Genomic DNA, 22733 nt, shown 5'->3' with positions numbered 1-22733 from the left:
TGGACACCGACCGCCGCATTGGCGGAATCCGGCCCCTTTCATTTCCGGCAGCGGAGAATTCGTCCGTTTTCTGCGGCGAGATTCATGCCCGGTCTGCGCAGGCTACCTGTCCAGCCTTCAGCCAGTCAGCCCACTGCACCGCCACGCGGCTGGCTTCATGCCGCTCCTCCATGTGCCGCCTGGCCGTACAACTGAGTGCCAGCGCAAACTCCGGCGAATCGACCAGCCGGGCAATGGCATGGGCAAGCGAATCGGCGTCGGCCGGGGGCACCAGCAAACCATCCACGCCTTCACGCAGTCGCTCCGGCACCGCACCGATCCGTGTTGCCACGCAAGGCAGGCCCTGCGCCATGCCGACCAGCAACGCCTCTCCGCTGCCCGGCAGCAACGCCGGTTCGACCAGTGCATCGACGCCGCGCAGGCGAGTGCGCAATGCCGCAGCCGGCGCTGACGGCAGCCATTCGATCCGTGAAGACAGATTCAGCTGGTCAGCCCGGCTTTTCAGCTCGCCGGCCAGCGGCCCGTCGCCAATCAGCAGCAACTGGAGCGGGTAAGCAGCCTTGACCAGCTTCGCCATCGCTTCCAGCAGGGTGGCGTGGCCACTGGCGGCGACCAGCGGGCCGACCGCCATCAGCCTGAATGCCCCGCTGCGGGCCCGCGGCGGCTGCCAGTCGTGGCGAAGCAGGTCGATGGCCGGCGGCACCAGCACGGCGGCCGGCACGCCACCTGCAGCCAGCCAGTGCGCCTGCGCATAGAAACTGTCGCACAGCACCTGTCCGTCCGCCGGCGGGCTGGCCAGCCCGGTGCGCGCCCACCACAGACAGGGAATCCCCAGCTCGCGGTGCAGGGCACGCCCCAGCCAGACCGATTGCGCGTCCCCTCCCAGCAGCAGGCTGTCGACTTTTTCCGCCCGCAGGATGGCCGCCATCTCGCGCGCCGCGCCCAGCCACGGCCAGTGGGCGCGCGGCAGCCCCCTGAGCCGCCACGGCCGCCGCAATGCCGCCGGCCACCAGCGGGCACCGGGACGGGGGCTGACCGGCACCACGGTAATGCCGACCCGCGTCAGCGCCTGCTGCCAGGCCGACTGCACACCAAGCGGGTCCGGCACGATCGCCTCCGCCACCCAGCCGAGACGACGGAGCGGCCAACGCTGCTGCGGTGTGGCCGGTGACGGGGTATACAGCGCCGTGTCCATGACGGGCTCCGGGTCGGGAACTGACTTCTTTACCTTGTCGCCAGGCAGCAGGCTTTGTCAATGAAACAATGCACCAGCCCCCGCAAACAGACAAAAAGCCCCGCCATGAAGACGGGGCCGGGTGTTTCGGGCAGCGATGCGGTTTACGCGCCCAGCGCGCGGAAGATCGCGTCGCGGATGCCGTCGACCGAGCCCACGCCCGGAATCTTCACGTACTTCGGCGCGGTCCTGTCGCCGGATGCGGCCATGTCGGAGTAGTAACCGACCAGCACTTCGGTCTGTTCGTGGTAGATGTCGAGGCGTTTCTTGACCGTCGCAGCGTCGTCGTCCGGGCGCTGGACCAGGTCTTCTCCGGTTTCGTCGTCCTTGCCGGCCACTTTCGGCGGGTTGAACTTGATATGGTAGGTACGGCCCGACGGCAGGTGGATGCGGCGGCCCGACATGCGCTCGACGATTTCGCTGTCCGGCACGTCGATCTCGACCACGTAGTCGATGTTCACGCCGGCAGCCTTCATCGCTTCCGCCTGCGGGATGGTGCGCGGGAAGCCGTCGAACAGGAAACCGTTGGCGCAGTCGGCCTGGGTGATGCGTTCCTTGACCAGACCGATGATGATTTCATCCGAGACCAGCCCGCCTGCATCCATCACTTTTTTCGCTTCCAGGCCCAGCGGCGTGCCGGCCTTGACCGCAGCGCGCAGCATGTCGCCGGTGGAGATTTGCGGAATGGCGAATTTTTCGGTGATGTACTTGGCCTGGGTGCCCTTGCCGGCACCCGGTGCGCCCAACAGGATCAGTTTCATGTGTGACTCCAACGTAGAAAAGACAATCGTGTTCTTGTGTCATCGGGCAGCGAACAGCCGGCGGACACGCTCGAGATCGTCGGGCGTGTCGACACCGGGTGCAGGCGCGCCGGCCAGCGTGGCAACCGTGATCGGGAAGCCGTGCCACAGCACCCGCAACTGTTCGAGGGCTTCGATGCTCTCGATCGGTGCGGGGGACAGCTCGCGGTACTGGCGCAGGAATCCCGCCCGGTAGGCGTAGATGCCGACGTGCCGCAGGGCGGGGTGGTCCGCCGGCAGCACGGACCGGTCCGTCGCAAAGGCGTCGCGCGCCCAGGGCAGTGGTGCCCGGCTAAAGTAAAGGGCGCGGTTATGACGGTCAAGTACGACTTTGACCACATTCGGGCTGAAGAAGTCCGCCGCATTGTCCAGCGGGTGCGCAGCGGTCGACATCGGCGCGTCGCTGTCATCCAGGGCTGCGGCCACGCAGTCGATCACCCCGGGCTCGATCAGCGGTTCGTCGCCCTGCACATTGACGATGATCTGGCCGTCGGCCAGCGCCAGCAGATCGGCGACCTCGGCCAGCCGGTCGGTGCCGCTCGGGTGGTCGGCGGCGGTCATGACCGCCTCGACACCGTGTTCGCTGCAGGCCGCCAGGATGCGCGGATGATCGGTCGCCACCACCACGCGGCCGGCGCGGCTGCGCGCCGCCTGCTCGGCCACGCGCACCACCATCGGCTTGCCGGCGATGTCGGCCAGCGGCTTGTCGGGCAGACGGGTCGATTTCAGCCGCGACGGGATGACGACGACGAAATCGGCCGGCATCAGCCGACGTCCTCGTCTGCGGCGAGTTCGCGCGCATCGCTTTCCAGCATGACCGGGATATCGTCCCGGATCGGGAAAGCCAGGCGATCGCCCTTGCAGACCAGTTCCTGTGCGTCCTTGCGCAACACGAGCGGGCCCTTGCAAACCGGGCAGACCAGGATTTCGAGCAGTTTGGCGTCCATGTGCAGTCACAGTCCTTCGAGGGTTCGGGCCAGCCAGCGCCCGAGATCGGGTTCCATCACGGCGGCAACCGGCAAAGCCCAGATTCTAGCATCCTTGCCCTGCCGCAGTTTTACCGCGTCCTTTTCCGTGACCAGGATGGCGTCGGCATCGGGCATGTCGCCGTCGGCATAGTGATGGTGGTCGGGAAACGCATACTGGCGCGGATGCAGGCCCAGCGACGCCAGCGTGGCGAAGAAACGCTCCGGATGGCCAATGCCGGCCACGGCCGCGCAGTCCTTCCCGGCCAGATCGGCGGCCTCGCAGTACCGGTCCGGTGCAACCAGTTGCCAGAAACGCCCGGGGCGCAGTGTCATGACGAAGCCCGGCACGCCGGCCGGCAGCAGGTCCGGCCGCGCCGCGCCGTGGCTCACCACGGCGTCGACCGTCGCCAGCCGGCCCCGTGGCTCGCGCAGCGGGCCTGCGGGCAGCCGCCAGCCATTGCCGAGCCCGCGCGCGGCATCCAGCACCGCGATCTCGACATCGCGCGCCAGCCGGTAATGCTGGAGCCCGTCATCGGACAGCAGCACGTCGACATCGGGATGCGCCGCCAGCAGCGCGCGTCCGGCAGCAACGCGGTCGCGGCCGACCCAGACCGGGCAGCCGGTGGTCGCCAGCAACAGCGGCTCGTCGCCGACTTCAGCGGCCACACTGTCCACCGTCACGGCCATCGGCGCCTGGTGGCTGCCACCATAGCCGCGACTGATCACGCCGGGGTGCCACCCCTGCGCCCGCAGCGCATCAACCAGATAGCGGGTCAGCGGTGTCTTGCCGACACCGCCGACATTGATGTTGCCGACCACCACCACCGGTACCGGCAGGCGCTCGCAGCGCAACCAGCCATGGCGATACGCGCAGCGGCGCACACTGCTGACCAGGACAAACAGGGCCGACAGCGGCGCCAGCAACAGCGTCAATAGCGGGCGCGGCGCATACCAGTGCGCTTCGATCAGGCGGGACAGGCTCATGATGCCCGACGCGCGGTCGCGGCGAAGGTCACCCGGTTCAGGCCGGCCAGGCGGGCGGCTTCCAGCACCCGCATCACATTGCGGTGCGGCGTCATCTCGTCGGCATAGATCACCAGCGGATGGTCGGCGTTGCCGGCTGCCGCCGCTGTCAGCAACTTCGACAGCGTGGCGGCGTCAGGCAGGGCGAGCGTCTTGCCATCGCCGATGCGGACCTCGCCCTTCGCGTCCAGTCCGACCGCCAGTGGCGCGGTGGCGGCAACGCCCGGCCGGGCACCGAGGGTCGGCAGGTTCAGCTTGAGGTCGGCAAAGCGCGAATAACTGGTGGTCACCATCAGGAAGATCAGCACCACCAGCAGCAGGTCGATCAGCGGAATGAAGTTGATTTCCGGCTCGTCACGCCGGCGACCGCGACGGAAGTCCATCAGCGTGGCTCCGCATGCACGACTTCGACCAGTCGCAGCGCCTGCTGCTCCATGTCGAGCAGCAATTGGTCGGAACGGGCACGGAAATGGCGGTAGAAGATCATGCTCGGGATGGCGACGATCAGGCCGAAGGCCGTGTTGTACAGGGCAATGGAGATGCCGTGCGCCAGCTGCATCGGGTTCTCACCGGCCGGTCCCTGCGCCGCGAAGATTTCGATCATGCCGAAGACGGTACCCAGCAGGCCAAGCAGCGGCGCCATGGCGGCGATGGTGCCCAGCGTGGTCAGAAAACGGTCCAGCTCCGGCGACACGCCGCGCCCGGCCTCCTCGATCGCATCCTTCATGATTTCGCGCGGCTGTTCGGCATTGCGCAGGCCGGCGGCCAGCACGCGCGCCAGCGGCGCACCGGACGCCATGCGCCGGATCAGACCGTCATCGGCCCCCTGGCGGCGCCAGGTGTCCAGCGTCTCGTCGAGCAGGCATGGCGGGGCAACCACGGCGGCGCGCAGGCTCCACAGCCGTTCCAGGATGATGGCGAGCGCGATCACCGAGGCAAGAATCAGAAACCAGATCGGCCATCCGGCCGCTTCAATTATGGCCAACACGGGTACATGACTCCGGGCTTTAGCAAACGGTACACTTTACGCGACGCCGGCGATGACCGGCAACCATGAAGAAATTTCCCTGAAAAGTGAAATTGCAGCCAAATGCATGTCCGGCAAGGATTTTTTCATGTCATCCACAAAAGCTGTGGATAACATTGTGAGCAATGTACCCCCACCCCGCTCCAGCCAGCGCCAATACTGGCTTGCAGCTGATTTGCCTGTTTTGTGTGCAATTTTTCAGAATCGTTTAAAATCAACGACTTGAACAACCCTCTCTTGCCATTCCTCCCGGCCAGCCCACCCCGCGCCAGCGCCGGAAAAGCTTGTGGATGACTTGACAACACAACGGAGAATCGTCCCGTGCCCTTCCCGGACGCCAATGTCATCAGTGTTTCCGAACTCAACCGCCTGGCGCGGGACTTGCTGGAGTCCGGCCTGCCGGCCCTGTGGATCTCCGGCGAGATTTCCAACCTGACGCTGGCCGCGTCCGGTCATGCCTATTTCTCGCTGAAGGACGAACGGGCGCAGATCCGTGCCGTCATGTTCCGCAACCGCCTGTCCCAGCTGGGTTTTGTACCGAAGGAAGGCATGCGGGTCGAAGCGCGCGGCACGGTCACCCTGTACGAACCGCGCGGCGACTACCAGGTCAATCTGGCCGAGCTGCGCCAGGCCGGGCTGGGCGCGCTGTTCGAAGCGTTCGAGAAGCTGAAGGCCCGGCTGGCGATCGAGGGCTTGTTCGACAATCGTCACAAAAAGCCGTTGCCGGCCCACCCGCGCGCCATCGGCATCGTGACCTCGCCGCGCGCAGCCGCATTGCGCGATGTCGTCACCACCCTGCGCCGCCGGGCGCCGGGCATCCCGCTGATCCTGTACCCGGCCCAGGTTCAGGGTGAGGCCGCACCGGCGCAGATCGTCGCCGCCATCGAGGCCGCCGGCGCCCGCCAGGAAGTCGATGTGCTGATCGTGTGCCGGGGCGGCGGCAGCATCGAGGATCTGTGGTCATTTAATGATGAGCGGGTGGCGCGGGCGGTGTTTGCCTGTCCGCTGCCGGTGGTCAGCGGCGTCGGTCACGAAACCGACTTCACCATCTGTGATTTCGTTGCCGACCTGCGCGCCCCGACGCCAACCGCTGCCGCCGAGCTGACCAGCCCCGACCGGGCCGCGATGCTGGCGCGGCTGGCGGAGCTGCGTCGTCACCTCGACCATGCGCTGCGTCGCCGGCTGGAGAACGCCGCACAGCGGCTCGACCAGCTTGGACGCCGGCTGGTCCACCCGGGTGCACGACTGAACCAGCAGCGCGAGCGGCTGGCGGCCGATGGCCGGCTGCTGGAACAGCTGATCCGCTCGCGGCTGGCGTCCACGCGGCAACGGGTCGACGGACTTGGCGAGCGGCTGCGCCGTGCAAGCCCCGACCTGCCGCGTCGCGCCGAAAGACTCGCCCGCGATGCCGCCGCGCTGACCCGTGCCCGCAACGGCCTGCTGGACACGCACCGCCAGCGGCTGGCCCGGCTGGCCGACCAGCTGGCAGCCCTGAACCCGGCGGCGGTACTGGCACGCGGCTATGCCATTGTCGAAACCGCCGATGGCCACGCCGCCACCGATCCGGCGCAACTGGCACAAAACGAACGGGTCACGCTGCGGCTGGCGCACGGCAGCGTCGATGCGCGCATCAGCCATCCACCACGCCAGCACGAGCTGCCGCTGTAAGAAACGAGGGCGGATGCTGCATGCATCCGCCCTCGTTTTGCTGCTTTACGAGCCCACCTTGACCCGGGTCCACAGCCGGGTCAGATAGCGCCGCTCCTTCGGCTCCAGCTCGCGCAGCACCGTCCATTGCCGCACCGTGGCCGGCGCCGGGTTGATGACCGGATTCGCCTTCAGGTCCGGCCGGAAAAACGCCGTGGCGGTGCTGACCGGATTGGTCGCGCCATTCAGATTGGTCAGTTGCGCCGCATTGCGGCCTTCCAGCATGAAGTTCATGAACTGCAGCGCCAGATCCGGGCGGCGTGCACTCTTCAGGATCGCCATGGTGTCGACGCCAAGTTCATTGCCCTCGCGCTGCGGCACATTGCCGATGCTGAACTTGCGCTTCGCTGCGCGGGCATCTTCCTGCGCCTGGAAGAATTCGGTCGAATAGCCGAGCGATACCCAGATATTGCCGACCGCCAGCTCCTTCAGGTAACTGGCATTGGAGAACGTCGCCCAGTACGGCCTGGCCTTGCGAATCACCGCAGCGGCCTTGTCATAGTCGGCCAGATTGCGCGTGTTCGGGTCGATGCCCAGGTACATCAGCGCCGCCGCGAACACTTCGCGCGAGCTGTCCAGCACCGTGACCTTGCCCTTGACCTTCGCCAGCACCGCCGGATCGAAGATCACTGCCCAGCTGCCGGCATCGACACCGCGCTTTTTCAGCGCTTCGACGTTGTAGCCGACGCTGGTCAGACTGAGCACGGTCGGCACGGTATAGGTGTTGCCCGGATCGTATGACTGGTTCAGATAGGCCGGCGCCACATTGCGCAGATTCGGCAGCTTGCCGTGGTCAAGCGGCAGCAGCAGATGCTGTTTGGCCATCGCCTGGATCACGAAGCTGGACGGAAACACCATGTCGTAACCCCTGGCGCCGCTGGCCAGCTTGGCCAGCATCTCCTCGTTGTCACCGTAGAAATCCTGCACCACGCGGCAGGCGCACTGCCGCTGGAAATCGTCGAGTATCTTTTGCGACAGTGAGCCGCTCCAGTTGTACAGATGCAGCACATCGCCGGTTCCCGCCAGAGCGGTGGCGGACATGAGCGTCAACAACCAGGCCAGTTTCTTCAATTCGATTCACCTCCACAGTTCGGCGCCATGCGCCACGGACAACCGCCCCCGCGCACCGGGTGCGCGAGGGCGGCAGACAGGCCGGGACACGCCCGGCCAGAAAGGATCACGCGCCGGTCCGCGCGTGGCGGACGCTGTCGAGGGCGCGCAGGAACAGGCCGCTGTCGGCCCCGTTCAGCAGCGTCGCATCGGACAGCATCTGGCGGAAGCGGCGCGCGCCGGTCAGGCCGGTCATCAGGCCCAGCGTATGCCGGGCAATATCGCGCACCCGCCCGCCGGACGCCAGATGGGCATCCACATAGGGAATAAAGCGCTCGATGATGTCGCAGCGATCCGCTTGCGGGTGGTCGTCACCGTAATAGCGGGCATCGACGCCGGCCAGCAGATAGGGATTGTGATAGGCCTCACGGCCGATCATGACGCCGTCGACATGCGCCAGATGCGCGTCGACCTCGTCCAGGGTGCGGATGCCACCATTGATCAGGATTTCCAGTTCGGGATGCTCGGCCTTGAGCCGGTACGCGTAGTCGTACTTCAGCGGCGGCACCTCGCGGTTTTCCTTTGGCGACAGTCCCTTGAGGATGGCATTGCGTGCATGGACGATAAAAGTCCGGCAACCGGCTTCCGCGACCTCGCCGACGAAGTCGGACACGAAGTCGTAGCTGTCGACCTTGTCGACGCCGATGCGATGCTTGACCGTGACCGGCAGGCTGCACGCATCGCGCATCGCCTTCACGCAATCGGCCACCAGCGTCGGTTCCTTCATCAGACAGGCACCGAACGCCCCGCGCTGCACGCGCTCGGACGGACAGCCGACATTCAGATTGACCTCGTCGTAACCCCAGGTCTCGGCCAGCCGCGCACAATGCGCCAGATCAGCCGGTTCGGAACCGCCAAGCTGCAGCGCCAGCGGGTGTTCACAGGCATCGAAACGCAGATGGCGGCCGACATCACCATGCAGCAGGGCACCGGTGGTCACCATTTCGGTGTATAGCCAGGTGTGGCGGCTGATCTGGCGGGCGAAGGCACGGTAATGACGATCCGTCCAGTCCAGCATCGGCGCCACGGCAACGCGGCGGGGCGGGAGCTGGCCGGCAAATCCTTGCCATGACTGGGTTTTGTCGTTGTCTGCGGCGGTCTTGTTGCTGTCCATTTCTACCTGTTTTTGCCGGTTTTCGTCGCTTCGGTGCAGCGCCGGGAGCGCATGACCGCCGCTGCCGCACCCAGGAATGCTTTTGCTGCACTGAAAACAGTGTCATGGCAACGATAACTAAGCATTTGAAATCAAACCGGGAATTATCCTACCTCGCTCAAGAGAGGGTCAAGCGCAGAGGGAAGATCGTTTTCAGTGAGACCAGCCGCTTCCCGAAGGAGGGCCATCACCTTGGGCAAAGGCTTGCCAACAACCCGACAAGACTCCGGCCGGCCCCTCCTCACCAGACAACACTCTCCCTGCCCTCCCGCCGGAAATGGCAGATGCACTGCCCGGACTGCTTGGCCCGGTACATGGCCTGATCGGCATAGCGCAGCAGGGTATCGGCATCGTCGCCATCCTCGGGATGCATGGCCACGCCAATACTGGCCGTGACCTGTGCCGTCTGACTGGCGCCCAGCTCGACCGGGGTCGCCACGGCGGCGGCAATCCGTTCCAGGACATCGTCCATTTCCTGTGCGCTGCCCAGCCCGTTCAGCACCACGACAAACTCGTCGCCGCCCAGCCGGGCCACGGTATCGCCAGTGCGTACCACCTTTTGCAGCCGCTTCGCGATCTCCATCAGCAGCGCATCGCCCGCATCATGACCATGCTTGTCATTCACCGGCTTGAACCCGTCCAGATCCAGAAAGCAGACGACCAGCCGGCCCGGTTGCCGGGCGGTCCTGGACAGGGCCTGGTTGAGGCGGTCCGACAGCAGGCGGCGGTTCGGCAGGCCGGTCAGTGCATCATGGAAGGCAATATGCTCCACCGCCTGACGGTGATTCCGCGAATGGGTAATGTCGATAAAGGCAATCACCACGCCATAGCCGGCGTCGGAGCAGGGAATGGCGCTGATCGACAGCCAGCACATTGCCTTCTGCGCCGGATGGATGAAGCCGACTTCTTCATGGTGCACCAGTTCCCCGCCAAGCAGGGCGCGCATGCCGGGGAGCTCGGCAGCGCTCATGCGCGATCCGTCAGCGTGGTACAGCCGCCCCTCGAACCTGCTGAGATCGCTGGACAGCTGCACCTTACGTTCCAGGCCAAGCAACTGCTCGGACATCTGGTTGCAGTCGACAATATGCCCCTGCGGATCCGTCACCACGACACCGACCGGCAGCACATCGTAGATGGCCTGCAGCATGGCCCGATGGCGCTGCAGGCGCATGATCAGCCAGGTGATCAGCACGCAGATCAGCAGCAGCAGGATATTGATCGCCACACTGCGCAGCCGGGATTGGGTGATATAGCTCTCGACCGGGGACATGACGGCGTCGAGATCCAGCCCGACCGCTGCGGCCATATCGCCCGTCCCCAGTTTCTGCCAGCCGATCAGCCGGTGCACGGCATCGAAATCGCTGTCCCTTTCCAGCAGCCCCTGGCGTCTTCCACTGCGGCCCGGATGGGGCACTTCATCGGGCTCGCGCTCGGTCATGGCCTGAGACAGGGACAGGGAGCGGGCCAGATAACTGCCGTCCCGGCGGATCACGTACACCACATCACGCGGCAGCAACTGCAGCTCGTGCCAGCGCTGCAGCAGGTAGGCGGGCGCGATGCCGATGGTAATGACCCCGGCAAAGCCGCGCTTGTCGAACATCGGGCGGGAGATCGGGATCAGCCAGGTGCCGGTCGTGCGGGCCAGCAGCGGCTCGCCGACAAACAGGCCGGACCGGGCCGTGCGCTGATGAAACCGGAAATACTCCCGGTCGGCCACCGAGATGGTGTGATTCAGTCCCACCGAGGAATACACCATCTGTCCCTGGGCATTGTTGATCGACACCTGCATTTCGGCCACGGCCGGAAAACTGGCACGGGCATAGGACACCGAGCGGAGAAAGCCGGAGAACTCCTCGTCAACGTACTCGTTGCCCAGGGTCTGCAGCGTGACATCGACCATCTGCAGCAGCGTATCGGTCTGCTGGGCAACGGCACTGGCCAGCTGGATGGCCCGGTGTTCCGCCGCCTGACGGGCGGTGTCCAGCAATTTCTGGTGCGCCAGGGACTGGCTCCACCAGTAGCCGCTACTGAGCAGCAGCGCCGCAGCCGGGACAAGCAGTGCCGCGGCCAGACGCAGGCGGGATGGCAGCATGAAAATAACGCCATAACGGAATCCGTTTATGACAATAGTTTTGGACAACCGGATATGCAAGCAATTGCAAATTGCCAATTCCGCACAAAAACAATGCCTTGCCCCATCCCGTGCTGCGGTGCATGCCGATGCGCCACGCGCCATGTCACCGCCCTGCCCTCATGCCGGACCGGCTGCCGCAAACAGACTTACGGCGCCTGCTTCAGGCTGATCTTGTTGTGTACCGATTGCACGCCATTCACGCTGCGGGCCACGCTCACGGCGCGATCGATTTTTTCCTGCGAATTGACAAAGCCGCTCAGCTGGACCTTGCCCTTGAAGGTTTCGACATTGATTTCGGCAGCGCTCAGGCCGGGGTCATTGAAGATGGCGGCTTTGACTTTTGTCGTGATGGCCGAATCATCAAAGTATTCACCGGTGCTTTCCTTGTGTGGTGTCGATGCACAACCGGCAACGGTGACAAAGCCCGTGGCCAGTGCCACAAGCAGCAAACTGCGCATATAGCGGTTTGACATGATCAGATCCTTCAGAAGTCAGAGTGCCTGCAAATGAATATTTGCAATGCGACTCACTTCAATCTGCACTTGCTGGCACCCGCTGTCTGTGCGATGACGCACAGACAGCGGTTCCGTGTCCGGCGTATTTTCGGCGGGCCTGATCCTGCCCAGGATGACAGGCCCCGTACCCCCCGAAAAAAGGACACACCATGGACAATCCCGTCACGCAGCCGCCCCTTGCCACCCCCGACACGCCGGCGCAGCCATCACCCGCCGGACCGGAATCCGGCCCTCCGGCACCGGGCAAGACGCAGCCGGCTCCCCACCGGGCGCCCAGCATCCCGCGGAACCCCAACATCAATCCGGCACGCAAGTAATCCTCCTCCGGCGGCGACCATTTGCGGCACACTGGAGCCTCTCCTCTGCTGGAATGATGATGATGCTGATTCGCCATGCCCTCCCCGCCGACAATGCCCGGGCGCGGGACATCGTGCGACATTCGCTGCAAGCGTTTGCCATCGAGGCGGAATTCGACGGGCTGGACCAGGCCATCGGTGCTCTCGGGCGCGAAGACAGCCCCAATGCCATCGAACTGGTCGCCGAGTGGCGCCAGCAGGTTTGCGCCTGCCTGGCGATCCAGGAGGTCAGCCACGGCTGCGGCAAGCTGTCCGGTTTTCATGCCGACGCGGCCTGTCGCGGCCATGGCATCGGCCGCGCCCTGCTGTCGCGCGCCATCGACGAAGCCCGGCAGCACGGGCTGTCCCGGCTGATACTGGATACCTGTGCAGACATGCACGCGGCGATACGGCTGTACCAGTCGCTGGGCTGGCAGCGCATTGCCGATCCGTCACCGGATGCAGGCGCCGACCGCAGCTATGAACTGACGCTGTAGCCGGTCCTACAGCAGGACCGCGCGCCGCACCCGTCCCTGCGGATTGGCCGAAGCGCCGATTGGCTGTCCCGAAGCCGGCACCGCCCGCTCGCGCCCCCACTGCCGGATGCCCTCGATCTGCTGATGAGTTTGTCCGGATAGACCTCGACAAAGGCATACCCCGGGTGCAGGGCCAGCGAACGGCCGCGGGCCAGCATCGTCGGCAGGCTTTCGGAGTACTTGTAGTGCTGGATGATCTGCCCGGCACAGTCCAGCGCGGCAGGCGACAGACCGACCGGCGGCCGGAACGAAGGGGCCAGTGACGGGGTATCGAGTTTCGGAGAAGTGCCTAAAAGAATGCGCGCCATCTGTTTCGCCATATTGACCGGGAGAGCCTGGCCCATTGCCTGTCCGTCATGGCTTGCGCGTCAATAACTGCCGCGCAGGGTCAGCATCACATTGCGCGGCTCACCATAGAAGTTGTACGCCGTGCTGGTGCCGACCGAGGCGTAGTACTTCCTGTCGAACACATTGTTGACCAGCACGCCGACGGTGAAATGGCGGTCCAGCCGGAAGGCGGCCCGGGCGTTGAATACTGCATAGCCACCCTGCCCCTGCACCGCGCGATTGCCGCGCGAGCTCTCGCTGCCGCTGTTCGCCTGCACGCCGCCACCGAGGCTGAAGCCGGGCAGGCTGTCCTCGCTGAAGCGGTAGTCCGCCCACAGCTTGAACTGGTGCGACGGGGTCTGGATCGAATAGGCCTTTCCTTCCAGACTGCGGTCCTTCACATAGCGGGTCATCAGCCGGGTATAGCCGGCAGTCAGGTCCAGCCCGCGCAGCGGGCTGCCGGTCAGCTCCGCCTCCCACCCCCTGCTCTCGATTTCCCCGCTGGCCAGATAGTACGGCGTGCTGCTGGCCGGGTAGTCCGGATCGCGATAGGCGCGATTGCGGTCGCGCAGCGTGAACAGTGCCAGCGTGGCGCCGAGCCGGCCGTCAAGAAAATCGCCCTTGGCCCCCAGCTCGTACTGGCGGCCGGTGCGCGGGTCGATCACGCTGCCATCGGCCTTCTTCTGCGTCTGCGGCACGAAAATATCCGCATAGCTGCCATACAGGGTGACATCGCGGCTGACATCGAGCAGCAGCCCGCCATACGGCGTGAAATGATTGTCGGCCCTGGCATTGCCGGTGCTCCAGTCGGTAGGCACCGACGGTGACACATTGCGGCTCCGGGTCCGGAAGGTGGTAGTGCGGCCGCCGAGCACCAGGGTCAGCGGATCGGCCAGACTGGCACGCAACTGGCCGTAGGGCCCGTGCTGGCTGGTCACCGTCTCGCTGCCGCTGGTATAGCGGATCGACGCTTCGGGCACGCTGTCCGGCTGGCCGAACAGCACATTGGGCACGGCCGGTGCCGAGCCGCTCTTGCTGGCCGATTTCCGCCGGTCGACATTGAAGCCCAGCATCAGGTTGTGACTGCGTCCCAGCAGCGCAAACGGTCCGTTCAGGTACAGATCCAGCCCGTCGCGGTCATAGTCGGATTCGCTCTGACTGCGATTGAAGCGGCTGAAAGTGCCGGTAAGCGGATCAACACCGCTGCCCGGCCACGCATCTTTGGAATCGCTGTGCTGGCTGCGGTGATTCAGCGCAGCCCGGGCCACCCAGCGATTGTCGAAGCGGTGTTCGATGCTGGCCGACACTTCTTCGGTCCGGATATGGTAGTTGACCCAGTCCGGATAGACATTGGTCGAGCGGTCAGCATCGATCAGCCGGCCATCGGTATACAGCGGCAGGCCCGACGACGGTGCCGTGGTGTTGTCGTTCTGGATGCTGGCGGACAGCGCCAGCGTGGTGGCCGGCTGCAGATCGTATTCCAGCGTGCCGAACACCAGCCATTTGCCGGTGTGGGTGCGGTCTTGGAAATACTCGCGATCCTGCCCCGACACCACCAGCCGGCCGCGCAGGCTGCGGTCGGCATTCAGCGGGCCGGTCACATCGACCTCGCTGCGATAGTTGTTCCACGAACCGGCCGCCAGCGTGCCGCTCAGGGCGAATGCCGCGCCCGGCCGCTTGCGGACCATATTGACCACCCCGCCCGGCTCACCACTGCCCTGCAGTACACCGGCTGGTCCGCGCAGCACCTCGACCCGCTCGTACATGGCCAGATCGAACTGCTGCACGGCGGTCAGCCCGGCATAGGACGGCACACCGTCATACATCGCGCCCAGGCTGTAGCCGCGTGCCATCACCTGGTCATTGGTGGTGTCGTTGGCAATCACCGTCACGCCGGTAATCTGGCGCAGCGCATCCGACATGGTCACCAGTTCCTGATCGTCCATCTGCTGCCGGGTCAGCACCGACAGCGAGTTCGGCACCTCGCGCGGAGCAAGCGGCACCTTGCCGGCCACGGTGGCTGCATCGGCCTTGTAGCCGGGCATGGCCTCGGCCGTTACCAGCAGTTCCGGCACCTCGCGGCCGTCGGCCGGCTCCCCGGCGTCGGCCGGGCCCCGGGCCTGCACCGTCACACCATGAAAAACCGCCAGCAGCGGGGTCACATACAGCAGTTTGCGCATCGAGCCTGTCCTTGTGTCCGGATCGACGGATGGCACGGGTGGCGGCGGCATGACCGATCCCCGTGCAACCGGAAAATCCGCTCGCATCAAAGGCGAAGAATGGTAGTCGATGGTCATGGCGCAGCCGTGTGACCCATTGCCGCAGCCGGCCATGACAAGCCGCGGCAAATCGTCGCGGACCGCGCAGACGCAAGGCATGCCATGCTGATTTGCTATCAAGGAATCCTGCTAAAGCACTCGCGCCCCATCCCTTATGCTGTGGTGTCGCCATGATCTCCAGAGAGCCTGCAGTGAACTTTGACCGCGTACGATCAGACAGCGACACCCGGCCGGCGCAGACCGACACCCTGATCACCCTGCCCGACTCGCCGGTACGGGCGACCTCGATCCGCGCCACCGCGCAGGTGTTCGAAGACCCGAAATCGGTCGCCCTGCTGTCGCGTCTGCGCCAGATCGCCCCGAGCGAAGCCAATGTGCTGCTCACCGGTGAAACCGGTACCGGCAAGGAGCTGATTGCCCGCCATGTCCATGCACTGAGCCGGCGCCGGCACGGGCCGTTCATTGCCGTCAATTGCGGCGCCTTCGCCGAGTCGCTGGTGGAAAGTGAGCTGTTCGGCCACGAAAAGGGCGCCTTTACCGGTGCTTTCTCCGCCCGGCCGGGCTGGTTCGAGGCTGCTGCCGGCGGCACGCTGTTCCTGGACGAGATCGGGGACCTGCCGCTGAAGCTGCAGGTCAAGCTGCTGCGGGTACTGCAGGAGCGCGAGGTGGTCAGGCTCGGATCGCGCAAACCGGTGCCGATCGACGTTCGCATCATCGCGGCCACCCATGTCCGGCTTGAAGAGGCCGTCGCCGCCGGCAAGTTCCGTGAGGATCTGTTCTACCGGCTGGGCGTGGTCGTGCTCGGACTGCCGGCACTGCGCGACCGGCCCGGCGACATCCTGCCGCTGGCACAGCACTTTCTCGCGGTTTACCGGCAGCGCCTGGGCCAGGGCAATGTGCCCCTGCATCCGGACGCCGAACGCAAGCTGCTGCGCCACCCGTGGCCGGGCAATATCCGCGAACTGGAAAACGCCATTCACCACGCACTGCTGGTCAGCGAAAGCCACCAGATCCGTGCGGAAGACCTGCAGCTGTCGTCACTGTCGCTGCCGGATGCCGCCACCGGCCCGGCCGACAGCGCGCCGCAGCCAGCAGAGGACACCTTGCGCCAGGTGTTGCTGACGCTGTTCGAGCGCCCGCCGGCGGACCTGTTCGACCGCATCGAGGACACCGTGCTCCGTACCGCCTACGAGCACTGCCGGCGCAATCAGGTTCACACGGCCCGTCTGCTCGGAATCAGCCGCAATGCGATCCGCTCACGATTGATCCGGATCGGCGTCATCGACGCCCGGCGCTAGCGCCGGCCGCCCTCTCGCCCGGACCAGCCACAGCGACAGCCCGGTCGCCAGCAGCAAAACCAGCAGCAGCCCCCAGCCGGCCTGGCCCGGATCGCCGCGGTGGCGGATCAGCAGCCCGCTGCAGACCGGCCCCAGCGCCATGCCGGTGAAGAACGCGGCCGATACCCGGCCGGAAGCATGGGCCAGCGCACCAAAGCGCGAATCCCGTACCAGCATGCCCATGGCCAGCGCATTGGTGGCCACCGCGCTCAGCCCGACTCCGGCCACGGCCAGCCAGAGCAGGCCGGGGCTGCCGGCATCGGCCCGCAGGGACAGCGCAATCGACAGTGCCGAGACCAGCAGCAGTCCGGCCAGCAACAGCGCCTCCTCTGCCAGGCGGGCCCCCAGCGGCGTCAGCACCAGCCGTGACAGCATGCCCATGGCACCGAACAGCGCCACCATGCCGCCGGCACTGGTCGCCGACAGTCCCAGCCCGACGGCGTGCAGCGGCAGAAACAGGACAAAGGACGACAGCACCATGCCGACGCAGCACTGGATGGCCATCAGCAGTGCCAGCGGACGGTTCATGGCCGCAGGCGGCAGGGGACGGGCGATGGCGAGTGGCAGGGCCGGCAGTCGCCAGGCGCAGCACACCAGCCATGCGGCCAGGGCCGCCATCAGCAGAAAGGCGCCGCGCCAGCCGACCAGCCGCGCGCATCCCGGCAGGACCAGCCCGGCAAACAGCGCCGCCAGCTGCACACCGGACTGTTTCAGCCCGACCATGAAAGCCTGCTGCGACAGCCGGACCCGCTGCGCAATCAACTGGTTGGTCACCGGATTGGCCAGCGCCTGGGCCAGCCCGGCCAGGGCTGCCACCGGCAGCAGGCTGCAGAAGCCGGGCAGCACCGCCATCAGCGCAAACATCAGCGCCACCGAGGCAAACAGCAGGCACAGGGTCGAGCGCGGCCCCAGCCGGTCAAGCAGGACACCGGCCCGCAGGGACAGGACCGCCGCCACGGCAAAAGCGTTCAGGGTCAGATAGCCGAGTGTGGCCGGCGCAATGGCGAGATCATGGACCAGCAGCGGGCCCAGTGCGGCGACGGCATACAGCAGCAGCATCGGCAATGCCATGCCCAGTATCAGCAGTGATGGCAGCATCACGTCGCTGCTGGCAGGGGGGTCCGGCAGGAAGCGTGTCATGGGCAAAATTCCAGGCGATCAGAAAAACGCCGGACACGGCCAGCCATGGCCATGCCGTATCCGGCGGGCCCCACCCGTCGTGACCGGAAAGACGGAGGGAGGGAAAAAGCGGGCCGGCAGCGCATCAGCCACCGGCCGGCAGCGGGGTGAGGTCCGGACCGGTGCGGGAAAAATCCATCTGCCCGTCGTCGGCGAACGTCTCCAGCAGGCGTTTGCCGACAGCGCTGATCAGCGCTTCGTCCGCGCCATCCATGATGTGGGTGGCGCGTGCCGTGCGGTAAATGCCGGACAGCGGCGTCTGGTCGCTGACCCCTTCGGCGCCGTAGATCTGGATGGCGGCATCCGACACCAGACTCACCGCGCGCGACGCCGCCACCTTGGCCACATTGACGTCGATATCCGCCACCAGCCCCCGGTCCAGCCTGCCGGCCGCCAGTACCAGCAGGGCTCGGGCGCTGACGATGGCGCTGTAACATTCAAAGACCTTCAGCCGGGTCAGCTGCTTGTCGGCCAGCCGCACCAGCCGGCCGCGGGCCGAGGCGATGCGCCGGCACATCAGCCCGTAACAGCGTTCGGCCAGCCCCAGCCAGTGCCCGGCATGCAGTACGCGGCCGAGCAGCAGCCGCTCCCGTATCAGCACATGGCCACTGTGCGCCTGACCGAGCAGATGCGCGTCCGGTACCCGTACCGCTTCGAGCACCAGTTCGCATTGCCCCTGCAGGCGACCGAACACCGGCTGTTCGCGCTCGATGCGGTAACCGGCGCTGGTCGCCGGTACCAGCAACAGCGACAGCGACTGCCCGACCGGCCCGCCGTCGCGGGTACGTGCCACGACCGTGACGAAGTCGGCATTGCCGCCGCGGCAGACGAACCATTTGCGCCCGTCGATACGCCACTGGTCCTGCTCCCGTCGGGCGCAGGTCCTGAGCGTGGCCGGTACCGAGCCGGCACTGTCCGGCTCGGACATTCCGTAGGCGCACACGACGCGGCCGGCCGCCAGCGGTTCGAGGACGCGCTGCCGCAGTTCGGCATGGCCATGGCGGTGCAGCATGTGTACATCCAGCGCGACATCGCTGCCGAATATCGCCGGTCCGTACTCGGAGGCGCCCTCCTGCTCGGCCACCAGCAGATAGTCGCGCAGCGACGCGACCCGCCCCCCCAGCTCGGCCGGATAGTACATGCCCCACAGCCCGGCGCGGCGGGCCCGCGCCGACAGTCCGGCCAGCAATGCCGCCGCCCGCGCACCGCCGCCGGCCAGCACCGGCTCGTGCGGGACGATATCGTGGCCGACAAAGTGGCGGACCCGCCCGGCCAGGACCCGTGCCGCGTACGTGCTGCCGCAAAAGGGTTCATTCATGCCGGTGCGCTCCCGGCCGTGCCGAGGAAGCGGATATCGGCGGCAAGCCGCTTCTTGTCCACCTTGCCCGCCGGTCCCAGCGGCAGCTGGCGGCAGAAGCACAGGTAGTCCGGCAGCCTGTCGGCAGCCAGCCCGTGCAGCCGGAAATGCCGGTTGACGTCTTCCAGCGACGGCCGTGACGCCCCGGGCTTCAGCGTCACGCAAAGGCAGAGCCGCTGGCCGAGATCGGCATCCGGAACCGGGATGCAGGCGGCGCCGACGATGTCGGGGTGTGCCGTCGCCTGACTCTCGATCTGCACCGGGCTGATATTGGTGCCACCACGGATAATGATGTCTTTCTTGCGACCGGACAGCACCAGGTAGCCCAGCGGGTCGATATGGCCGAGGTCGCCGGTGCGGACCCAGCCGTCCCGGCTGCGATAGCGGGCATCCAGTTCAGGCGCATTGACGTACTGCATCGGACTCAGCGGCCCGCGGGCCATGATCTCGCCAGGCTGCCCGGGCGCCTGCTGCCGGCCGTCCTCATCGACGATGCGGATGTCGCAGACCGACGGATTCGGCCTGCCGACGCTGTATTGCGCCACATCCGGCGGGTCGTCCGGCAGGCTGTGGCAGTTGACGCCATCGGCCGAGCCGTAAAGGCTGACGAAGCCGCAGCCGAACGCCTCCGTGCAGCGGCGGATGGTCGCCGGATCGATCATCGCACCGCCGCTGACGATGGCCCGCAACGACGAGGTATCGACCGCGGCCAGTGCCGGATCGGCCGCCATGCGCTGGAACATGGTCGGCACGCCGAGCAGGTGGGTCGGCCGCAATTCACCGATGGCGTCGATGGCGGCGGCCGTGTCGAAGCGCGGCAACACGGCAATGCTGCCTCCCAGCCACGACAGCACGCCGCAGCTTGCCGACGAGCCGAAGGATGAGCCGAGCGGGACCAGGTACAGCCCGCGGAAGCCCGGCCCGTCCGGATGCAGGCGCTGCAGGAAGCGGCCGCGCCCCCCGACCAGCGCATTGTGCGAATACGCGACCAGCTTGGGCTCCGACTCGGTACCGGATGACACCAGCAGCCGGACCGGCGCATCGGCATCGACCTCGGCCAGCGCAGCATCAGCCAGCGCCGGACCGCACAGCAGGCTGTCCAGTGTCTGCCAGCCGGCACGCGGCGGGCCGTCGACAATCGGAAAGCGCAGCGACAGCAAGGTCGGCCGCAATGCCTCGACCAGCTGGCACATGTCGGTCTGCGCCTCGTGCGGCTCGACGATGAATGCCCGCGCGGCGCTGCGCCGCAACAGCGATGCGATGTCCAGTTTCCCGCGCCCGGGCGGCAACGGCGCCACCACGGCCCCGAGCGCGGCGGCCGCCAGATCGATCGCGCAGCCCTGCCAGCCGTTGGGCAACTGATAGGCAATCACGTCCCCGGCCACGAGCCCCATGCACCGGAAGCTGCCTGCCAGCCGCCGCACGGCCTGGTCCAGCTGTGCATAGCTGACGACCTTCCCCGGCATGAGCACCGCCGGCGCCGTCGGCCGGCGCTGCACCTGATCGGCGAACAGCCGGTACACCGGACGGTCCGGATAAATGCCCTCGTCCTTCCACTGCTGGCGCAGACTGGCGGGGACCAGGTCGATCAGGCCGGCGCTGTTCATGCGGGGAAGTGCCACGGCGAGTTGACCTGCGCATACCCGCCATCGCCCAGCAACGGCCCGGCGTGCGGGTGCCGGGGCAGCCGGGCAAGGTCCTCGACCACGCGGGCGGCCGGGATGCCGGCGCCGGCCAGCAGCGGCAGCCAGTCGCTGGCGCCCTTCTCCCGCAAACGGCAGGCAAGTACAGCCAGGCCATCAGCCGGCGTGCCGCCCAGCAGATCGGCCAGCCGCGCCAGCGCCCCCTCATCGCGGCAGTCCAGCGCCAGCATGCCGTCGGCGGTGGGAAAGGCACCGCTGCAACCGGGATCGGCCGGGCTGGCACACAGCAGGCTGGCAGCACCGGCCAGCGAGGTCCGTACCAGCGCCCCGCTGTGACGGGCTCGCCGGGCGAACAGCGCCGCCGTAATGCCCTGGGCCGCCACGGCACCGCCCAGCACGTCCAGTGCGGCAAACAGCGTGCCGCCGCGCGTCCCCGACGCCGAGGCGATCGCGTCAGCCACGCCGGTATGCGCCTGGGCCATGAAATCGGTACCCGGCAATCCGGGGTTGGCATCGTCATCCCAGCCCGCCGCCCGGGCATATACCAGCGTCGGTTTCAGCGCGAGCAGGTCGTCGCGATCCAGCCCGAACGCTGCGGCCTTGCCCGGCGCCCAGTTGTGCAGGAACACATCGGCCCCGGCAACCCGTGCCTTCAGCTCGCGGCGCCCCGCTTCCGACTTCAGGTCAATCTCGATCACGGTTTTAAGCCGGTTCAGCGCATCGAAGCGCGCCGAGCAGCCGCCGGCCAGCGGCGGCATGCCGCGCAGCGCATCGCCGCCGGGCGGTTCGATGCGGATCACCCGCGCACCGAGCATCGCCAGCAGATGACCGGCCAGCGGCCCCTGGATGCGCCGGCACGACTCCAGCACCACCAGCCCCTCCAGCGGCAGCGCGGCGGGGGCGCGGCCCGGATCCGGCGGCAGGGGCGCCGCCGGCGGGAAGGCGAACGCCCATGGCCCCCGCCGCCTCAGTTCGATCTCGGCGGCGTCGCCGGCCCGCATGGCCAGCGTGCGCAGCGGACTGAGGGCGATGCCGGCCGCCCGCGCCAGTTCGCACAGGCTGGCGAAAGGCAGCGCCGCGGCAGCAGCCGGCAGCGGCGCCGGCTGCCGCGCCATGGCCCGGGCATAGCGCCACTGGAATGTCTGCCAGCCCTGCCCGGCCACGTCGGCGGCCACGCCGGCCGACCGCCAGAATCGCAGCCATGGGCCGGCCTCCAGCGCCTCCAGTTCGAAACGTATGCCGTCGGCGGACACGAACGGCGGATGGGCCGCCGCCTCGCCCGGTACGGCCGGGGCCAGCTCGTCCTGATCCGGAGCCGTAGCATCGGCCAGGTACTGGCCGACCGCCAGCAGCGCAGCCCCGAGCAGCGACCCGTCGCAGCGGGGAAAACGGCCGCCGCGCCACTGGCCCACGGCGCAGGCGAGCGCACCGTTCAGCGCCAGCACGCTGGCCAGCGTCGACACGTAATCGACACCGAGCAGGCGCGGGGCGCCGCCAGCGCGGCCATGCACCGACATCAGCCCGGACGCCGCCTGCAGCAGGGCCTCGCCGGCCGCATGTCCATGCCCGCCGCCCTGACTCAGCCAGTCGCAGCAAACCGGTGCCGTGAACGGCGTGTGCAGCGTAAAGCCGAGGCCGCCAGCCAGCCTGACGCCATCGTCGACGCGGCGCAGCCCCAGACGTCGCGCCTGGTAGTCGAGCCGGCCGGCAAAGGCCGCCAGTGCAGGTGGCGGAGTGCACAGGGCCAGCGTGCATCCGTTCAGCAGACGAGCGACCATTCCCGTCAGCCCCCGGCCACAGCAGGCAGGATGGTCACGTGGTCGCCGGCCTGCAGCGGGGTCGCCAGCCCGGCGGCGAAACGGATATCGTCGTCGTTGACATACAGATTGATGAAACCGTGCACCGCGCCGCCGGCCATCAGCCCCGGCCCGATACCCGGATAGCAGGCATCGAGATTCTCGATCAGTTCACCCACGGTGTATCCGTGAGCGACGATCTGTCCGCGATCGCGGGTCAGCGGGCGCAGCAGCGCGGGAATGCTGACAGTGATGTCCATGTCGTTCTCCTGG

General features: G+C 66.9%; 21 protein-coding genes. 4 read left to right on the top strand and 17 right to left on the bottom strand.

Annotated features, from left to right (window positions below; genetic code table 11):
- Positions 1-82: 82 nt before the first annotated feature.
- From DFO50_RS08510 to DFO50_RS08480, 7 genes are all read right to left on the bottom strand, one after another.
- Entirely contained in the window at positions 83-1195 is a 1113-nt protein-coding gene (locus DFO50_RS08510) for a glycosyltransferase family 4 protein (RefSeq protein WP_112692329.1), read from the bottom strand.
- 143 nt (positions 1196-1338) lie between these two features.
- Positions 1339-1995 carry an adenylate kinase gene (adk, locus tag DFO50_RS08505; protein ID WP_107889608.1) on the bottom strand — a complete coding sequence of 219 codons (657 nt, stop codon included), beginning with the start codon at positions 1993-1995 and terminating at the stop codon, positions 1339-1341.
- Between the two features lie 39 nt (positions 1996-2034).
- Complete coding sequence (gene kdsB / locus DFO50_RS08500; RefSeq protein WP_107889607.1) at positions 2035-2799, bottom strand: 3-deoxy-manno-octulosonate cytidylyltransferase; 765 nt, start codon at positions 2797-2799, stop codon at positions 2035-2037.
- On the bottom strand, positions 2799-2981 hold the full coding sequence (locus tag DFO50_RS08495) for a Trm112 family protein (RefSeq protein WP_107889606.1): 183 nt from the start codon (positions 2979-2981) through the stop codon (positions 2799-2801). Before DFO50_RS08495 ends, kdsB begins: the two co-directional genes overlap by 1 nt.
- Before the next feature lie 6 nt (positions 2982-2987).
- Complete coding sequence (lpxK, locus tag DFO50_RS08490; RefSeq protein WP_107889605.1) at positions 2988-3986, bottom strand: tetraacyldisaccharide 4'-kinase; 999 nt, start codon at positions 3984-3986, stop codon at positions 2988-2990.
- Entirely contained in the window at positions 3983-4408 is a 426-nt protein-coding gene (locus tag DFO50_RS08485) for a biopolymer transporter ExbD (protein ID WP_028499661.1), read from the bottom strand. Before DFO50_RS08485 ends, lpxK begins: the two co-directional genes overlap by 4 nt.
- The gene (locus DFO50_RS08480; protein ID WP_028499662.1) at positions 4408-5013 is read right to left on the bottom strand and encodes a MotA/TolQ/ExbB proton channel family protein; all 606 of its coding nucleotides are present in this window, start codon (positions 5011-5013) and stop codon (positions 4408-4410) included. The genes DFO50_RS08485 and DFO50_RS08480 overlap by 1 nt, the downstream gene beginning before the upstream one ends.
- 52 nt (positions 5014-5065) lie before the next feature.
- Between DFO50_RS08480 and DFO50_RS18830 the strand changes: the two genes are divergently transcribed.
- Entirely contained in the window at positions 5066-5278 is a 213-nt protein-coding gene (locus tag DFO50_RS18830; RefSeq protein WP_146745031.1) for a hypothetical protein, read from the top strand.
- A 95-nt stretch (positions 5279-5373) separates the two neighbouring features.
- Positions 5374-6720, top strand: a complete 1347-nt coding sequence (gene xseA / locus DFO50_RS08475; protein WP_107889604.1) for an exodeoxyribonuclease VII large subunit — start codon at positions 5374-5376, stop codon at positions 6718-6720.
- A gap of 45 nt (positions 6721-6765) precedes the next feature.
- Here xseA and DFO50_RS08470 read toward each other — a convergent pair whose 3' ends face one another.
- The 4 genes from DFO50_RS08470 to DFO50_RS08455 all read right to left on the bottom strand — a co-directional run bounded on the left by DFO50_RS08470 (position 6766) and on the right by DFO50_RS08455 (position 11629).
- A complete protein-coding gene (locus DFO50_RS08470; protein ID WP_199489779.1) occupies positions 6766-7800 on the bottom strand; it encodes a PotD/PotF family extracellular solute-binding protein in 1035 nt (344 codons plus the stop codon).
- Between the two features lie 136 nt (positions 7801-7936).
- Positions 7937-8983: a tRNA dihydrouridine(20/20a) synthase DusA gene (gene dusA / locus DFO50_RS08465; RefSeq protein WP_107889602.1), complete on the bottom strand. Its 1047-nt coding sequence runs from the start codon at positions 8981-8983 to the stop codon at positions 7937-7939.
- A gap of 280 nt (positions 8984-9263) precedes the next feature.
- Positions 9264-11114, bottom strand: coding sequence for a diguanylate cyclase domain-containing protein (locus tag DFO50_RS08460; protein ID WP_158537423.1), 1851 nt, complete (start codon positions 11112-11114; stop codon positions 9264-9266).
- A 188-nt stretch (positions 11115-11302) separates the two neighbouring features.
- On the bottom strand, positions 11303-11629 hold the full coding sequence (locus tag DFO50_RS08455) for a BON domain-containing protein (RefSeq protein WP_233495223.1): 327 nt from the start codon (positions 11627-11629) through the stop codon (positions 11303-11305).
- A 418-nt stretch (positions 11630-12047) separates the two neighbouring features.
- On the opposite strand from DFO50_RS08455, the gene DFO50_RS08450 reads away from it, so the two are divergent.
- Positions 12048-12503: a GNAT family N-acetyltransferase gene (locus tag DFO50_RS08450; protein ID WP_051529096.1), complete on the top strand. Its 456-nt coding sequence runs from the start codon at positions 12048-12050 to the stop codon at positions 12501-12503.
- 407 nt (positions 12504-12910) lie between these two features.
- Here the strand turns inward: DFO50_RS08450 and DFO50_RS08440 are convergent, their stop codons facing one another.
- Positions 12911-15049 (bottom strand): TonB-dependent siderophore receptor, encoded by a 2139-nt coding sequence (locus DFO50_RS08440; RefSeq protein ID WP_199489778.1) that lies wholly within the window; start codon positions 15047-15049, stop codon positions 12911-12913.
- A 290-nt stretch (positions 15050-15339) separates the two neighbouring features.
- Here DFO50_RS08440 and DFO50_RS08435 point away from each other — a divergent pair, with 290 nt between their 5' ends.
- Positions 15340-16446 carry a sigma-54-dependent Fis family transcriptional regulator gene (locus DFO50_RS08435; protein ID WP_304598477.1) on the top strand — a complete coding sequence of 369 codons (1107 nt, stop codon included), beginning with the start codon at positions 15340-15342 and terminating at the stop codon, positions 16444-16446.
- Here the strand turns inward: DFO50_RS08435 and DFO50_RS08430 are convergent.
- The 5 genes from DFO50_RS08430 to DFO50_RS08410 form a co-directional block, all read right to left on the bottom strand.
- On the bottom strand, positions 16405-17625 hold the full coding sequence (locus tag DFO50_RS08430; RefSeq protein ID WP_107889596.1) for an MFS transporter: 1221 nt from the start codon (positions 17623-17625) through the stop codon (positions 16405-16407). The two genes, DFO50_RS08435 and DFO50_RS08430, sit on opposite strands and share 42 nt — an antisense overlap.
- A gap of 124 nt (positions 17626-17749) precedes the next feature.
- Positions 17750-18982 (bottom strand): acyl-CoA dehydrogenase family protein, encoded by a 1233-nt coding sequence (locus DFO50_RS08425; RefSeq protein ID WP_051529093.1) that lies wholly within the window; start codon positions 18980-18982, stop codon positions 17750-17752.
- Positions 18979-20643 carry a class I adenylate-forming enzyme family protein gene (locus tag DFO50_RS08420; RefSeq protein ID WP_199489777.1) on the bottom strand — a complete coding sequence of 555 codons (1665 nt, stop codon included), beginning with the start codon at positions 20641-20643 and terminating at the stop codon, positions 18979-18981. Before DFO50_RS08420 ends, DFO50_RS08425 begins: the two co-directional genes overlap by 4 nt.
- Positions 20625-22442, bottom strand: a complete 1818-nt coding sequence (locus DFO50_RS08415; RefSeq protein ID WP_112692325.1) for a CoA transferase — start codon at positions 22440-22442, stop codon at positions 20625-20627. Before DFO50_RS08415 ends, DFO50_RS08420 begins: the two co-directional genes overlap by 19 nt.
- 5 nt (positions 22443-22447) lie before the next feature.
- Positions 22448-22720 carry a MoaD/ThiS family protein gene (locus DFO50_RS08410; protein WP_028500618.1) on the bottom strand — a complete coding sequence of 91 codons (273 nt, stop codon included), beginning with the start codon at positions 22718-22720 and terminating at the stop codon, positions 22448-22450.
- Positions 22721-22733: the final 13 nt, after the last annotated feature.

It is taken from the genome of Microvirgula sp. AG722 (assembly GCF_003269145.1).
Lineage (GTDB): Bacteria > Pseudomonadota > Gammaproteobacteria > Burkholderiales > Aquaspirillaceae > Microvirgula > Microvirgula aerodenitrificans.
The sequence above is the reverse complement of the archived record's forward strand: the minus strand, read 5'-3'. Positions and strand labels throughout refer to the sequence as shown.